The sequence below is a fragment of the Streptomyces sp. NPDC052042 genome, assembly GCF_044548345.1.
Lineage (GTDB): Bacteria > Actinomycetota > Actinomycetes > Streptomycetales > Streptomycetaceae > Streptomyces.
This window is the reverse complement of sequence record NZ_JBIUBU010000006.1, coordinates 128,647-143,798: the sequence shown is the minus strand read 5'-3', so window position 1 is coordinate 143,798 and position 15,152 is coordinate 128,647. Positions and strand designations below refer to the sequence as shown.

The following is a 15,152-nucleotide window of genomic DNA, read 5'->3' as shown; positions in this document are numbered from 1 at the left end:
GAGGTCCGGTGCCCGTTCCGCGCTCACCCCGGGGATTGTGGTGATCACCGCTTGCCGCGGACCGCGCCGGTGATGCCGAGCTCGCGCATCAGCCGCTCGACGGTGCATCGGGCGACGCTGTGCCCCTGTCGGTTCAAGTGCCGCCGGATCTTCCTCGTTCCGTAGACGCGGTGGTTGGCGTCGTACGCCTGTCGGATCAGTGCCTCGGCTCGGCGTCCCGAAGCGTGCGGGCCGAAGGAGCCTGCTGGCGCTTGTGGTGGGCGTAGTAGGTGGACGGGGCGATCTTGCAATCGTGGCCGGTCAGAACACGGCAGATCGGCTCGACGCCACCGAAGCGGTCCCGGCGCTCGTCGATGAACGCTACGCGCGTGTGTGGCGGGTCGAGCTCGGCCGCGAAGAAATTCGCCGCAGCCTTGAAGGTCTCGTTCGCCCGCTTCAGCTCGGCGATTTCCTTCTTCATCGCCTTGATCTGCGCGGACTCCTCCGTCGTCGTTCCCGGTCGGGTTCCAGCGTCGATCTGGTCCTGTCGGATCCACTTGCGCAGCTTCTCGGTCGTGCCGATCCCGAGCTTGGAGGCGACCGCTTCCCTTGCGGCCCACGTGGTGTCGTACTCCGGCCGCACCTCGGCGACCATCCGCACCGCACGACGGCGCAGCTCAAGCGGGTACTGGGAAGGACGTGCCAGGACTCGGTCCTCTCCGGTGATCGAGTCCTGCCGAACCCGGAACGGTCCACTGGGCGTCGCCCGGGTTTCACCGTTCAAGGACCGGCATGTCAACTTCCGGGGCCGCTGCCAGTTCGACCTTCATACCAGTGGACCCACCCCTGGCCTCTACAGCTGTAGTAGCAAGGGTGTACTCTACGTCTGTAGAGGGATGGGGCGCGTGAACGGGGACGACTGTGACGGAAAGCTCGACACGACGGAAGCGGTCGGCCGACGCGGTGATCAAGAAGCTGACCGCGACGGTCACGCGGGGGCTGACTGACCGAGCCGTCGACCAGCGGGCAGGGCCGGCGGAGGGCTCCTGTTGCTCCTGCTTCGGGATCCGGCGGGCGCTCCTACGAAAAGCACCGGATGACCTGGGGGCGCGTGTGAGCGCCGGCACGCCACAAAACCGCCCTTGAGACGACATGCGGGCCCGACCAGCGGGCGCTACTGAAGATCGCAGCTGGACACATGCGATGGCCGATCGTCGACCTGCTTACGGCAGTCGACAACCCCATGCCGGAGCAGCGCGCGAAAGCACCCAACGCCTTCATCGGCGTCTGATCTTCGACCTTCTGGCCAGCCCGGACGGATTCGATCTCCACCCGGCCAAACCGTGCACCACGCTGCCGTACCTGATGCGCACCTTCACCAAGTGATTTCGGTACCACTGTTGATGGGGCGGGATCTGCCGCAAAAAAGTTCCCAAAACCTGGCAAGAACCCGAAAGGAAAAAAATACCTTATGGGCCACGTACTCATCGTCGGAGCAGGCATCGGCGGACTCACCCTCGCGGCGGGACTCGCCAACCGCGGCATCCCGGCCGTCGTCCTGGAGCAGGCCGAACAGCTCGCGCCTGTCGGGGCAGGCCTGACCGTGCAGCCCAACGCGCTGATCGCGCTGCGCCGCCTGGGCCTGGCCGAGCCTTTCGAAGCCGTCGGCGCTCGGCTCTCCACGGCCGCCGTCTACGATGCCCGCGGCCGCGTGCTGCTGCAGCCCAGCCCCGCCCAGGCCAGCGCCCTGCTGGCGGAGATCGGTGCCCCCACCCTGGGCCTGCACCGCGCCACTATCCACCAAGCACTGGTCGGCCAACTCGGCACCAACGAACTGCGGCTCGCTTCGACCGTCACCGCCGTCGACCCCAATCGGGCCACCGTCACCCTCGCCAACGGACAGGAAGTACACGGCTCCGTGCTGGTCGGTGCGGACGGCCTGCGCTCCACCGTCCGAACCGCACTGCTGGGCGCCCAGGCGCCAAGTTACAGCGGCTACTACTGCTGGCGCGGCGTCACCGACGTCAACCCTCTGCCGAGCGACTGGATCGGAGAGATGTGGGGAGCGGGCCGCCGCTTCGGCGGATGCGTCATCGACGGCGGCCGCTTGTACTGGTTCCTGTGCGCCAACGGCCCCGCCGAAGGCAAGGACAGCGACACCCGTGCCGCACTCACCCGGGCCACGGCCGAGTTCCCCGATTACGTCCGCCAGGCAGTCAAGGACACCCCCGTCAGCGCCATCCGCCGCGACGACATCCGCGACCGCCCGCCGGTCACCCAGTGGGGCCGGGGCCGCACCACCCTGCTCGGCGACGCAGCCCACCCCATGACTCCCAACCTGGGCCAGGGCGCGTGCCAGGCCATTGAGGACGCTCTCGCCCTCACCGACCTGATCACCGAATACGGCCCCACCCCGGACGCCCTGCGCTGCTACGAACGCTTCCGCCAGCCCAGGGCCAACGCCGTCGTCAAGGCCGCCCACCAGCTCGGACGCATCGCCCACTGGAGCACTCCCGGACGCACCCGGATACGCAACACCCTTGTCCGCCTGACCCCGGCCTCCGTCCTGGTGCGCCAGCTGCGCACCTCCTGGCAGCTGCCCACGACCACGAGCTGACCCCCAGGCACCCCTCCAACCACGCCGATTCACCGGAAGCGGGCGCAAGATGCACAACACCGACACCGGCCGTACCCCCCTCTCGGTCCTCGGCCTGGGCCTGATGGGCCAGGCCCTCGCCGCGGCCTTCCTGGGCCAAGGCTCCGACCACGAGCGCACTACGCGGACTGACGCCCTGGGGTGACGTCCCTGCACCCACCGAGCCTGCCCTCTGCATCCGTGGCAGTAACCGGGAATACTACACCTGTAGAGTGGGTTGATCGTAGAGAGGGAGGGAACAGTGGCCGAACGCACGACAAGGCGGCAGGAACTGGCCGATGCGGCGATCAGCACGCTGGCTCGGGCGGGGATGCGGGGTCTGACGCACCGCGCGGTCGACGAGGCCGCTGGTGTACCGACCGGCACGTGCTCGTACTACTTCCGCACCCGGCAGGCGCTCCTGCAGGCGGCGGTCGAGCGGTTGGCCGAGGCGGACATTGCCGACCTGGCCGATCGCCCCGTCATGGCCGAGCCAGCGGACATCGCCCAGGTCGCCACGGTCGCTGCCGATCTCGTCGAACGCTGGGTCACCGCCGGCCGCGAACGCATGCTCGCCCGCTACGAACTGTCCCTGGAGTCCACACGTCGCCCCGAGCTGCATGCCGTTCTCGTCGCCGCGGGCAAGGCCCACCGGGCCGTAGCGCAGGATTTGCTCACCGCCGCGGGCGCATCCGATCCACCGTCACAGGCGCCCATATTCGTGGCCTTCCTGGACGGGCTCGTCTTCGACCATCTGGCGGGCGCAGGCGCACTCCGCCTGACCACCGAGGAACTCCGCAGGCACCTTCTCGATCTGCTGTACGGCTTCATCAGGCCGTTTCATTCATAAGTCGGACAAGGTCTACGACTGCGCACTCGTCTGCACAGCATGCGCCGCTCGGTCGGAGGTCCACGAGCGCCTGCCGCAGCCACTACAAACGACGAGGCCAGACCTCATAACTGTGATTGCAGTACGAAGCCGACTCTGTGCCATGAACTTCCGCCTCCGCCAGCAAGTGCTCCGGGCCTGGTCGTGAGCTTCCTTCAGCCGCTGACACAGCAGGGACCACGATGAACTCTGCAAGCAGTACCGGTGGCCTCCGGCAAGACTCAGTCCACTGACCGGCGGACGTCCCGGCACTCGCGTATACGCGGCTCGCGAACTCGGTGATCTGCTCGTCGCTCAGATTCTTCGCAAGATTCTCCTCCGTGATCTTGCGGCTGCCGGCCGGCAGGGTCCGGCCGACGGCCCTACGGTGTCGCCGACGAGGGGGCGGCTGCCCAGGAATCTGCGGCCTCCTTGTCGGAGGCGAGCACGTCCTTGCCGTAGAAATCCTGCAGCCAGTTGGTCTGGTAGATGGTGTCGAGATAGCGCTCGCCGAGGTCCGGGCCGATGGCCACTGCGGTGAGTTCGCGCGCGTCATGCCGGGCCATCCAGTCCGTTGCGCCGCTGATCACCGTGCCGGTGGAGCCGCCGAACAGGAATCCGCGCCTGGCCAGACGATGGCAGGCACGTACGGTATTCGCCTCCTCGACACGAATCACCTCGTCGACATAGGACTCGTCGAGCAGTGGCGGGCGCATGCTCGTGCCCAGACCGGGAATCATCCGGCGGCCCGGCGAACCGCCGAAGGATACCGAGCCGACGCTGTCCACCGCGATGATCCGCACCCGCCGGTGCCATCTCCGGAAGTAGCGCGCACAGCCCATCAGGGTCCCTGTGGTGCCGGCTCCGACGAACAGCACGTCCAACCGTGGGAACTGACGGGCGATCTCCGGCGCGGTCGTGCGGTAGTGCGCCTTGCAGTTGCTCGGATTGGTGTACTGGCTGAGCCACACGTACCGGTCGTCGGAGGCGCACAGCGCGCGGACATAGTCGAGCCGTGCGCCGAGAAATCCGCCGTTGGCCTCCTGTTCGGCGATCACGTGCACCTGGCTGCCCAACGCCTCCATCATCATTCTGTTGGACAGATTGACGCGGGAGTCCGTCACACACAGGAACCGGTAGCCCTTGCTCGCCGCGATCACGCTCAGCGCCACGCCGAGGTTTCCGGACGAGGACTCGACCAGGATCGATTCCGGCGTCAGGATTCCATCCCGCTCAGCGTCCTCCACCATCTCGGTCGCGGCCTTCAACTTGATCGAGCCGGCGAAGTTGAAGCCCTCACACTTCAGGAAGAGCGAGTGCCCGAAGATCGACCGGAGGTCGACATAGAGATCCTCTTCGTTGAAGGCGTAGGGAGCGGAAATGACGGGCACGATGGTCTCCTCTGTCTGGAGCAGCGCACTATCGGAACTTCCATCCGGCCGTGGGCGCGTTCCTCGCTTGTGCGGGCGAGACCCCGTGTCCAACCAGGCGGGACGGGCCCTGCGTCAGCACCCGCTGTCTCATGTGTCAGGACCTGCTGCGACGTGACCGGTGGTCTCTCCTGGAATCAGCCTTGAAGGAGCCTCCCGGACTCTCGGCCTGCTCATCCGTACCGGCTCAGTTCGTGGAAGAAGTCGTCGACGACGTGCAACTCTCCGCGGCGGGCCACTTCGGTGTACACGTACTTGCCCACCGCGAGGTCGAGCACCCCGAGGCCGAAGGGCGAGAACACCACCGGCCGGTCCGTCGGCACTGTCACCCGCCCGGCCATCACGTCGTCCAACGTGCCGTGCAGGAAGTCCCGGTTGCCCGTGAGTTGCTCGGCCAGATGCGGCGACGTGTCGGCCTTGAGGCAGTGCTCGACGTCATCGACGATGTTGGTCGAGGCGAGCAGGATCTCCGGCGCGAGGTCGCGCAGCGACACATGCAGCACCAGCGGGTTGTGTGCGAACCATGACAGGTCACTGACGTGCGGCTGACCGGCGACCGTGGCGAAGACCACCAGGTCGCTGTTTCGGATCAACTGTTCGGCGCTGTCGTGCACGGTGATTCGGCCGGGGGCGTCCGACTGCTCCAGGTAGCAGCGGAAGCCTGCCGCACTGTCGGCGGACAGGTCGTGTACGCCGATCTCGTCGAACGACCAGCCGGTACCGACCAGGAAGGTGTGGATGTAGCGGGCGATCAGGCCCACCCCGAAGAACCCGACGCGCGTCGGTCGCGGCCGGTCGCGGCTGAGCCAGTCGGCCGCCGACGCCGCCGACGCGGCCGTCCGGGTGGCGCTGATGATCGAACTCTCCAGACAGGCGAGCGGGTAGCCGGTGTCATGGTCGTTGAGGATCAGCACGGCCGACGCCCTTGGGATGCCGGCCGTCACGTTCTCCGGGAAGCTGGAGATCCACTTCAGGCCGTCCACCCGTGTGTCCCCACCGATCGAGGCGGGCAGCGCGATGATCCGGGAGGACGGGCGGTCGGGGAAACGCAGGAAGTACGACGGCGGGTTCACCGAATCACCGGCGCCGTGCACCCGGTAGGTGGTCTCGACCAACTCCGTGATCCGCTTCTCGCATCCGTGCAGCGTGCGCCGGACCTGGGCACCGGAAATCACCGCGAACGGTGGCACGGAGAGCGGTGCGACGCTTGCGGGCTCTCCCGCGGTGGAATCGACAGTGCTCATCGCGTGGTCACCTCCACGGTCGGTGAGCAGTCGGCCAGACGCACCGGTTCGGCCATGGCGACGAGCACCTCGCGTGGTCCCTCGAAGGGCTCCCTGCTGTGCGCGGTGCGGACGTTGTCGACGAGCATCAGGTCGCCGGCCTGCCACGGTTCGCGTGCGGTATTCGCCTCGTAGACGCTGTTGAGCAGTTCGACGACGTCCTCGCCGATCGGGTCGCCGTTGCCGAATCGGGTGTTGAACGGCAACCCGTCGGCGCCGTAGACGTCCACCAGGTACTCGTGGACCTCGGGGGCCATCGTCCACTCGTTGAGGAACGCGATCTGGTTGAACCAGCAGCGCCGGCCGGTGACCGGGTGGCGCACCACGGCGCTACGGCGCTGTCTGGTGCGCAGTGCACCGTCGGGCTGCCACTCGAACGCGATTGCGTTGGCGTGGCAGTAGCGCTCGACGGCGCCCCGGTCGTCCGTGCCGAAGGCCTCGGCGACGGACGCGCCGATCTCGTCGTTGTAGCTGCGGGTGAGCAGCCAGCCCTCGCGCTCGAACCGCTCGGTCAACTCGGTGGGCAGTGCGTTCAGCACGGTCGGTGAGTCGGCCACCGCGGTCGCCCCGCCGTCGGTGGGCGCGCTGAGACAGGCGAACATCATCAGGCCGGGGAACTCCAGCGTGTAGCTCAGTTCGTGGTGCATACACATGGGCTGGTTCGGCGGCCACTTCGATGAGGAGTACAGCCCGTCGGAGTAGGCCTGCCGGGGTGCGAAGGCCTCCTGCTCGGTCATCAGACCGGTCGCCAGCTCTGAGAAGACGGCTCCGGTCTCGGCCGCATCGCGCAGCCCGAGGCCACGGACCAGGACCGAACCATGCTCGGCGACGACTGCGCGCAGCGCGTTCCGGTGCCCGGCCGCCCAGGCCGGCGCGTCGCCGGTGGCCTCGGCCCGCACCCGTGGGGGTGCGCCGGAATTCAGTTCCACGTCGACCAGCAACGCCGTGGAGGTGAACGACATCTCGTTTTCCTTTCAGTCGATACTCAGGAAGAAGTGGACAATTCGGCGGCGTGCAGCACGGCCTTTGCCGCCTCGACCGGACGGGTGCGCAGGAAGTAGTGGCCGCCGTCGGCGAGCTCATGCAGGTCGACCTGCTCGGCCAGAAGCTGCCAGTCGAGGTACCGGCGCGGGTACTCCGCCGTACTCGGGTCGTCCGCGGCAACCACCACGGTGACCGGCGCGGAGAGTTTCTGCGCCGGCGGGTGCTCCAGGACGTCGACGAAGTAGTGGTGTGCGGACACGCAGTCGTGCCGGTAGGCGGCGCCGAAGTGCTCGGCGTGCTGCGCACCCAGCTCACCGAGCGAGCTGTGGCCGCCGTGCGTGCTCAGGCTCGCGGCGATCTCGGCGTTGCTCCGTCCGGTCAGCTCGGTGATGGCGGAGCGCCGCTCGTCGGCGTCACCGAGCAGTTGCGCGCCGAGGAACACCCGTTGGACGTCCACCCCGCGCTCCCGCAGCTTTCTGGCCGTCTCCAGGGCCGGCGCGGTTCCCGAGGAATGGCCCCACAGCAGGACCCTGGTCAGGCCACGCCCCGTGATCTCGTCGACGACCTGCTCGACCACGTGCGTCATCGGCACGAGCGACTCGCTCTCGGCGGCCACGTCGTGACCGGGCAGCTCGACGGCGTAGACCGCCGGTCCACCGTCCGGCAGCGCTGCGGCCATCGGCTGGAAGTTCACCGCGTTGCCGCCGGCGTAGGGGAAGCACACCAGGGCTGCGGTCTGCGCACCGTCCGGTTCCGACAGCGGCTGAAGCAGCCCGGCACGCCGCACGGACCTGCCGTCGATCAGCCCGGCCAGATCGGCGAGGATCGGGTGACCGGTGACATCCTTGAGGGACACCGCACGGTCCAGGACAATGGCCAGCTTTACTGCCGACAGCGACGTGCCGCCCCGGTCGAAGAAGTGGTCCCGCCGTCCGATCTGGTCCTGTGGGATGCCGAGGACCTTCGCCCATGCGGCCGCCAACTGCTGTTCGGTCGGTGTATCCGGCGCGCGGTAGTCGTCCCGGACCACGTCGAGTTCTCGGGCGAGTGCCTGCAGGGTCCTTCTGTCGATCTTGCTGTTGGCCGTCAGCGGCAGAGCCTCCCGCCAGTGAAAGGCCGACGGGACCATGTACGCGGGCAGCGACTCACCGAGCCGATCCAGCAGGACGTCGACCACGAGCGGCCGCCGACCGGAGTAGAACGCCACCAGGTGCTTGCTCCGGTCGGCCCGCTCGGTGACCACGACCGCGCCGTCGCGAACACCGGGCACCTGCAACAGGGTGTTCTCGATCTCGCCGATCTCGATCCGGAAGCCACGGATCTTCACCTGGGTGTCGCGGCGACCGAGGAACTCCAGCTTTCCCTCGGGCGTCCAGCGGCCGTAGTCGCCGCCCCGGTAGAGGCGGGCGCCCTCACGGTGCGGATCGGCCAGGTAGGCCTGCCGGGTGCGCTCGGGGTCGTTGACGTATCCGCGGCCGACGCAGACACCGGAGAAGACAATCAGGCCGGGGGCACCGAGCGGCACCGGGATCAGGTGCTCGTCGACGACGTAGACGTGCACGTTGTTGACTGCGGCACCCAGCAGGACCCGGTCTCCGTCGGGCACGCATTCCATGACCTCGTGGTTGGTGTCGTCCGAGGTCTCGGTCAGCCCATAGGCGTTGACCAGCTTGATCCCGGGCTGGGCGGCGAACCAGCGCTGTACGAGCTCCTTCTTCAGCGCCTCGCCCGTGACCGACACGCACCGCAGGTCCGGCAGCTCGCGGGGGTGCTGCTTCAGCCAGGACACGACCACGTCCAGGTAGGAGGGTACGACCTGGAGGACGGCGACCCGGCCGTCGACGATCCTCTCGACGAACCGCTGGACGTTCAGGATCACCTCCTGCTCCACCAGTAGGGTCCGCCCCCCGACCAGGAGCCCGGACACCAACTGCCACAGCGAGATGTCGAAGCATTGGGGTGCGGTCTGGGCGACCACCTGTCCCTCGCCGATCTCCAAGTCGTCGATCTTGGCGTAGAGGTGGTTCAGCATGCCCGCGTGCTCGCACATCGCCCCCTTGGGCTCACCTGTGGAGCCGGAGGTGAAGTAGATGTAGGCGAGCTGGTCCGGTGCGATGCGGAGGCCCAGATCATCGTCGGCGTGGTCTTCCTCGTAGGCTGCGCAGACAAAGAGCTTTTGGACCCCGGACAGCGAGTCGAGGGCCTGGTCGAGTGTGGAGGTGCTGCCGGGTTCGGTCAGCACGAGCCCGCATGCGGCACGGGAGAGCATGGTCGCGAGACGGTCGGCCGGGATATGCGGCTCGATGGGCAGGTACACGCCGCCGGCCTTGAAGACCGCGAGGACGGCGGCCATCCAGTCCAGGTTGCGCTCGGTCACCACTGCGACGACGCCTTCGGGGCGCAGCCCCCGCGCCAGCAGGGCTCGTCCCACCCGGTTGGCGTGTGCGTTGAGTTCCCGATACGTCAGTTGCTGCTCCCCATGCACCGCGGCGATGGCGTCCGGGTGTGCTGCCACCCGCTGCTCGAACAGTTCGTGGAACCGGTGGTCCGGCAGTTTTCGGCGTGGGCCAGCGAGTGATTCGAGCTGGAAATGGAGCTCCTCGGCGGAGAGCAGGTTCTGCCGCCCGTGCTCGGCGTCCGGAGCGGCGGCGATCAGCGCGAGTGCGGTGAGGTGATAGCCGGTGATCCTGACGGCGCAGTCCTCGTCGAGCGCGTCGGTCCGATAGCGCAGCCGCAGCACAAGGCGGCGGCCGCGTTGTGAGAATCCCACCCACAGCATGGTGCTACCGGCGACTTCGCCGCCCACGCCGTGCGGATCGAACACAGCCGCGATCGACGGCTCTGCCAGGCCCAGTTCGCACCTGAGCTCATCGACCGGGTAGTCCTTGTGCGACAGCAGGTCCGACGCGACTCGATGAGCGTCCAGCAGCAGCGTCCGCCACGAGTCGGGCTCGGTCGTCAGCCGGCAGAGCAGCGGTCGGCCGCCCTCCGCGGTGACGTATCCGGTTGCGACCTCGTGCTCGCCGGACAGCGCGGCGAGCACCTTGGAGTGCGCTGCCAGCAGCACCGAGTCGAGTGGTACCGCCAGGTCCTCGGCCAGCCGGCCCAACGCCGCGACGACATCGTCCGGGATCGGAGCCTCGTGTGCGCGGATGCCCTTCTGCGGAGTGAGCGTCCACCGCGGGATTTCGGTGAATCCACCGGCGACGAGCACATCGTGCCAGAAATCCCGGTCGGCCTGCGCTTGCATTCCCATCTGGTCGTACCTCTCCATTCGCCTTCGCCACCGTGCTGTTCAGCCCCGAAAAGGGCGGAGCTGCTATCCCCTCCGCGTCAGTGCCTCGGGCTGATCAGGGGCGTCTCGCATCTCCGTGGCCGGGTTTCCTCCCCAGCGTGCGTGCTGCGGGACCTCCTCGCCCTTCATGAGGAAGGAGTCGGGTGCCAGCACCGCACCCGCGCCCATCGTCACGCCGTAATGGACATGGGCTCCCACGCCGATGGTGCAACCGGTGCCGAGGGTGCTGCGATCGGATTTGAAGGTGCCGTCCTCCTGCGAATGGCACTGGATCTTGCTTCCCGCATTGAGCGTGCAGTCGTTCCCGATGGTGGTGAGCGTCCGCTCCGTCACATAGCAGCCGTCATCGAAGACCCTGCTGCCGATCCGAACCCCCAGCATCCGCCAGATCACGTTCTTGAAAGGGGTGCCGTTGAAGATGTCGAGGTAGGTGTCGGGCACCTTCCAGAGGCGCTCGTGCCACCAGAAGTACGGGTCGTAGATGGAGCACGCCTGCGGTTGCAGCGCGCGGAATGCCGCGATGCCGCGCTCCACCAGTACGAAGTAGACAGCGGTGAACACGAGGCTGAGCACCAGGAACGTGGCGATCAGCACATGCCCGTAGGAGTCGTAGAGCTGGGCGCTCGCCAGGCCGAGCATCGTGAGTACGAAGAAGTGCAGCCAGCGCACGAGCAGGAAGAAGCTCATCGAGCGGATGTTGTAGTGGTTCTTCGCAGCGAGGTTGCGGCGCAACTTGTCGCCGGCGCGCAGATGGTCGAACCGGGAATCGCGCTCGACCGACCGGGGAATCTCGAAGCACGGCGAGCCGAGCAGGCCCACCCCCTCGCGCACCTCGCCTTCGAGCGGAACCATCACCTTCGTCGCGAGGAGACAGTTCTCACCTGTCCTGGCCCCCGAGGGATAGGCGATGTTGTTCCCGAGGAAGTTGTGTGACCCGATCGAGGCCCGGGACACCCGGAAGGACGTGCTCGAATAGTCGGCGTTGATGATGGAGAGCCCGTCGGCGACCATCGTTCCGCTCCCGACCGAGCACAGGAACGGGGTTTCGTGCTGCACTTCCGTGCCGAAGTTCGACCCCGTCTGCTCGACCCGGGACAAGTCGTATCCGATGCCGCGCAAGTAGTGGACGATGTAGGAGCTGTCACCCAACAGCCATGTGAAGAACTTGATGTTGGTCATGCGCCCGATCGCCCGGTGCGCCGAGTAATGAAACCCGTACAGCGGATAGATCTTGTCCGGCTTGACAACCAGGTTCAGCAGGCGCGGAACGGTGAACACCACGGCCAGGCCCACGACGACGAAGCCGAGGAACAGCAGCAGGGAAAGGAGCAGCGCGTCGACGTAGAGATCCAGTGACGTGAGCTCCACCGTGCCCGGGACCAGCCGGTTGTGCAGCGCCGGGGCCAGGTTCACCAGCATGTACGCGCCCCCGACAGACAGTGGCACGTAGAGGAAGAACAGCTGAAGCACGGTGATGAGGCCGAATCCGGCCCGGCGCAGCGTGCCGCATGCGGCCGGCCCGATCCTCAGGTAGTCGTGCTGCGTGAGCTGTGCCGGGGACCCGTGCCAGCGCTGACCGCCCGGGACCGCCTGGCCGCTGTACAGCGTGGACGTGTGGCCGAGTTGGGCCCCGTCGCCCATCGACGTGTCGATGTCGAGCACGGTCTTCTCGCCGATGAACACGTCCCGGCCGAGGGTGACCCGGCCAGTCTGGATACGCCCGGCGTGTGCCCGGTAGCAGAGCAGGAACGAGTCTTTGCGGATCACGGTGCCGGCGCCGACCGTGAGGAGGTCGGTGCATACCGGAACGTTGCGGGAGAGGATCGTGACCCCTTTGCCGATCCGTGCGCCCAGTGCTCGCAGGTACAGCACGTACAAGGGATTGCCGACGAAGAAGATCATCGGGTTGGCGTGGATCAGCACTTTGACGGTCCAGAAGCGCAGATAGGTCAGACCCCAGACCGGGAAATTTCGTGATGTCCACCGGCCGATGAGGAGCCATTTGGCTGCAATGGGGAAGGTGCACAGACCGAGGAAGCCGATGCCTCCGAAGACGAAAGATCGCAGGTAGATATCGACCACACCCGACCCGGCGGAGACCCATGTGTAGCCTCGGTTGGCAACAAGTCCGGCGAGGAAGACGTATCCCAGGAAAAGCAGGAACTGCAGGGCTCCGCAGAGGGCGTACCGCACCGTGCCGACTGGGGTCACCACCTCGGACGGCGCCGGGACCGACGGCTCGACGGGGGCGGCGTTCGCGAGCCCCGTCGCCAGACTGCGGATCGTCGGGTGGCGGTAGATGTCCTTCATCGACGCCGAGGGAAGGTCCGCTCGTTTTCTGACTCGTGCGCAGAAATGAGCCATCACCAATGAGTTGGCGCCGAGGTCGTCGAAGAAATGGCTGTCGATCGACACCCGTTCGACGCACATGACGTCGGCCAGCACCTCGGCGAGGTCTTTCTCGATTCCGGTCTCCGGACTGGTGAACCCGCTTGTATCGATTGCGGATTCATCAGGCCCGGGGGTCAAGAAATCGAGGGATTTCTCCTCCATGCGAGCTCCTTGAGGAACTTTCGTGTGCCGTCGCCATTACGGTGGGCGCTCCGTAATCGCGCTTTTCGTGGCGGGAGCGAGTGGTCCGGGAATCACGAGGGCGGGGTCTGCCGTCCGGATCCCGAACCGCTGCCTCGGCCTCGGCTGTCCACCGTCGGGCCGCCACTCGAACTCGGTCGCATTGGCCCAGCAGTGGCCCTACCGGTTCACTCCTCGCCCAGGATCCTGCCCGGCGGAACGGCGATGAGTTGCCGGTGCTTCTCGCCGTGCTGCATGCGAGTGGTCAGTGCCTGATCCGGGAGGAGTTGTGCCGGGGTATGGGGCGGTGACGGAGACCCCGACCGTGCCGGTGCCCGAGGGGGAGAACGCCGTGACCTGGGCCGGGGATACCTGGGTGATGCTGGTGGCCGGCTTGCTGCCGAATGTCGCCTTGGTCGTGTTGGGCAGGTTCGTTCCCGTGATGGTCACCAGGGTTCCGCCGCCGGTGGAGCCCTGGTTGGACGAGAGGCATGTACAACGCTCCTTGTTCTCCGATGGAACATTCGGGGACCGGCGGAACGCGCCCGACCCAAGTGTTCGGCTTCCGCCGGAAAGGTCGGTTGTCGACGACGTCAAGCGACGCCACGTGTGGTAGCACGCAGTTGTTGGCGCTGCCGAGAGTCCGGGGGAGCGGGTGCATAAGGCCGGGGCCCGGCCCCGGCTGCCGGAACTTCTTCTCGGGCACGGAGAAGAACCGGCAAGTGCTGTCTGTTCTCAACTTCCTCGGCCAGGGATGTGCAGCCCGCCTGTTCACCATTTCAGTGACCCACAGGGGGATTTGAGGGGCAAGGCTCGTAACCTCGTATCACCCGAAGGTGGTAGTGACCCGTCTTGTACGAGCGGATTTCATGCTCGGTCGGCTTGGTACCGCCGGATGGCCACGGGCCTGCACCATTTCGATAGGGATTCATCCCCTCCCTCTGCCGTTCGCCACCCGGTCGCAAGGGTTGAGCCCCGGCGCTATTGATCAGAAACTCATGGGGTTCTCGTCCAGGACGTAGTGGACGTGCGGGCCGCCGAAGTAGCCGCGGACGATGCGCGGCTGATGTTGTCGGCCGCGGAAGAAGCGGCAGGTCTGGGCGGGAAGTTCTACCTGATCGCGGGCCCGGTGCCTACAGCGTCGCCCCCGTCCGGCTTCGCCTGCCGTACGACCGCAACATTCTGATCTGCGAGGTCTCTGACGGCAGCGGCACTTCTCCGCATCTGCGTCGGGCGGCCACCACGGACGAGGGCGGACGCGGCCTGTTCCTCATCGCCCAGTTCGCCGAATGCTGGGACACCCGGTACACCGACCATGGCGAGGTCATCTGGGCCGATCAATCGCTGCGCGACGATGCGGCCGAGCCCGGTCACGCCATGGGCGACGATCTCCCGGGCCAATGGGATGACAAGGAGCTGTGACGGCCCTGCCCTCGCGATGCGGGCAGACAAACAGCTCGCGTTGCCCACCGGCCGACATCCACCAGATTTGACCCGGCTTCGCTCTTGCGGAGCTTCAACCACTGGTTCGCTGTCGTTGTACCTTCTGACCTCGCTGGGCGGGCCCGCCCCGTCCGGTAGTTCCAGCACGTCCCGTCGTCGTCGGGGCCGCTTGCCACCCTCACCGGCGTTCCCCGGATCAGGCTGCCCCAAGCTTCGATCAGGCCGCTGCGACGGCCCAGCGCATGCGGTCTTGCACCGCCTTTCGATCAACATCGCGCTTCGTGGCGCACAGCTCGGCCGCGAAGAAACTCGCCGCGCCCTTGAGTGTCTCGTTGGCCCGTTTGAGCTCGGTGCTCTCCTTCTTCAGCGCCTTGAGCTGGGCGGACTCCTCAGTCGTCGCTCCCGGCCGCGTCCCCGCCTCGATCTCGTGCTGTTTCAGCCAGGTCCGCAGTGTTTCGCGGGAGCCGATGTCGGGCCTCTCCGCAGCCGCCTGCAAGGCGGCCGTCTCGTTCGGGTGGTCGTTGCGTACCTCGGCGACCATGTGCATCGCACGACGGCAGAACTCAAGCGGGCAACGGGAAGGTCGTGCCATGACTCGATCCTTCCTCTCATGAAGTCGAGCCACTATGCGGGCCGGGGCGGTTCATCCCCGAGAGCTTCGTCC

General features: G+C 66.9%; 13 protein-coding genes and 1 pseudogene. 5 read left to right on the top strand and 9 right to left on the bottom strand.

The features are described 5' to 3' along the window. Positions 1-44 precede the first annotated feature (44 nt). Positions 45-290, bottom strand: coding sequence for an IS3 family transposase (locus ACIHCL_RS13480; protein ID WP_399860865.1), 246 nt, complete (start codon positions 288-290; stop codon positions 45-47). Further along, the gene (locus ACIHCL_RS13475) at positions 197-763 is read right to left on the bottom strand and encodes a transposase (protein ID WP_399860863.1); all 567 of its coding nucleotides are present in this window, start codon (positions 761-763) and stop codon (positions 197-199) included. The genes ACIHCL_RS13480 and ACIHCL_RS13475 overlap by 94 nt, the downstream gene beginning before the upstream one ends. 419 nt (positions 764-1,182) lie before the next feature. Here ACIHCL_RS13475 and ACIHCL_RS13470 point away from each other — a divergent pair, with 419 nt between their 5' ends. The 4 genes from ACIHCL_RS13470 to ACIHCL_RS13455 all read left to right on the top strand — a co-directional run bounded on the left by ACIHCL_RS13470 (position 1,183) and on the right by ACIHCL_RS13455 (position 3,464). Beyond that, a complete protein-coding gene (locus ACIHCL_RS13470; RefSeq protein WP_399860860.1) occupies positions 1,183-1,365 on the top strand; it encodes a hypothetical protein in 183 nt (60 codons plus the stop codon). An 85-nt stretch (positions 1,366-1,450) separates the two neighbouring features. Further along, complete coding sequence (locus ACIHCL_RS13465) at positions 1,451-2,596, top strand: FAD-dependent monooxygenase (protein WP_399860858.1); 1,146 nt, start codon at positions 1,451-1,453, stop codon at positions 2,594-2,596. A gap of 49 nt (positions 2,597-2,645) precedes the next feature. Beyond that, positions 2,646-2,780 (top strand): hypothetical protein, encoded by a 135-nt coding sequence (locus ACIHCL_RS13460; RefSeq protein ID WP_399860856.1) that lies wholly within the window; start codon positions 2,646-2,648, stop codon positions 2,778-2,780. Positions 2,781-2,876: 96 nt separating this feature from the next. Next, positions 2,877-3,464, top strand: a complete 588-nt coding sequence (locus tag ACIHCL_RS13455) for a TetR/AcrR family transcriptional regulator (RefSeq protein WP_399860853.1) — start codon at positions 2,877-2,879, stop codon at positions 3,462-3,464. Between the two features lie 401 nt (positions 3,465-3,865). On the opposite strand, the gene sbnA is transcribed toward ACIHCL_RS13455, so the two are convergent. From sbnA to ACIHCL_RS13425, 6 genes are all read right to left on the bottom strand, one after another. Beyond that, positions 3,866-4,873: a 2,3-diaminopropionate biosynthesis protein SbnA gene (sbnA, locus tag ACIHCL_RS13450; RefSeq protein ID WP_399860851.1), complete on the bottom strand. Its 1,008-nt coding sequence runs from the start codon at positions 4,871-4,873 to the stop codon at positions 3,866-3,868. 212 nt (positions 4,874-5,085) lie between these two features. Next, positions 5,086-6,156, bottom strand: a complete 1,071-nt coding sequence (sbnB, locus tag ACIHCL_RS13445; RefSeq protein ID WP_399860849.1) for a 2,3-diaminopropionate biosynthesis protein SbnB — start codon at positions 6,154-6,156, stop codon at positions 5,086-5,088. Further along, positions 6,153-7,157 (bottom strand): TauD/TfdA family dioxygenase, encoded by a 1,005-nt coding sequence (locus tag ACIHCL_RS13440; protein ID WP_399860846.1) that lies wholly within the window; start codon positions 7,155-7,157, stop codon positions 6,153-6,155. The genes sbnB and ACIHCL_RS13440 overlap by 4 nt, the downstream gene beginning before the upstream one ends. 23 nt (positions 7,158-7,180) lie before the next feature. Further along, complete coding sequence (locus ACIHCL_RS13435; RefSeq protein ID WP_399860843.1) at positions 7,181-10,435, bottom strand: amino acid adenylation domain-containing protein; 3,255 nt, start codon at positions 10,433-10,435, stop codon at positions 7,181-7,183. Between the two features lie 63 nt (positions 10,436-10,498). After that, on the bottom strand, positions 10,499-13,027 hold the full coding sequence (locus ACIHCL_RS13430; RefSeq protein WP_399860840.1) for a Pls/PosA family non-ribosomal peptide synthetase: 2,529 nt from the start codon (positions 13,025-13,027) through the stop codon (positions 10,499-10,501). A 198-nt stretch (positions 13,028-13,225) separates the two neighbouring features. Next, positions 13,226-13,642, bottom strand: a complete 417-nt coding sequence (locus tag ACIHCL_RS13425; protein ID WP_399860838.1) for an IPT/TIG domain-containing protein — start codon at positions 13,640-13,642, stop codon at positions 13,226-13,228. Positions 13,643-14,179: 537 nt separating this feature from the next. On the opposite strand from ACIHCL_RS13425, the pseudogene ACIHCL_RS13420 reads away from it, so the two are divergent. After that, positions 14,180-14,467, top strand: a pseudogene (locus ACIHCL_RS13420) (ATP-binding protein); the annotation flags it as partial. A gap of 238 nt (positions 14,468-14,705) precedes the next feature. Here the strand turns inward: ACIHCL_RS13420 and ACIHCL_RS13415 are convergent. Then, a complete protein-coding gene (locus tag ACIHCL_RS13415) occupies positions 14,706-15,080 on the bottom strand; it encodes a hypothetical protein (RefSeq protein WP_399860836.1) in 375 nt (124 codons plus the stop codon). Between the last annotated feature and the right edge of the window lie 72 nt (positions 15,081-15,152).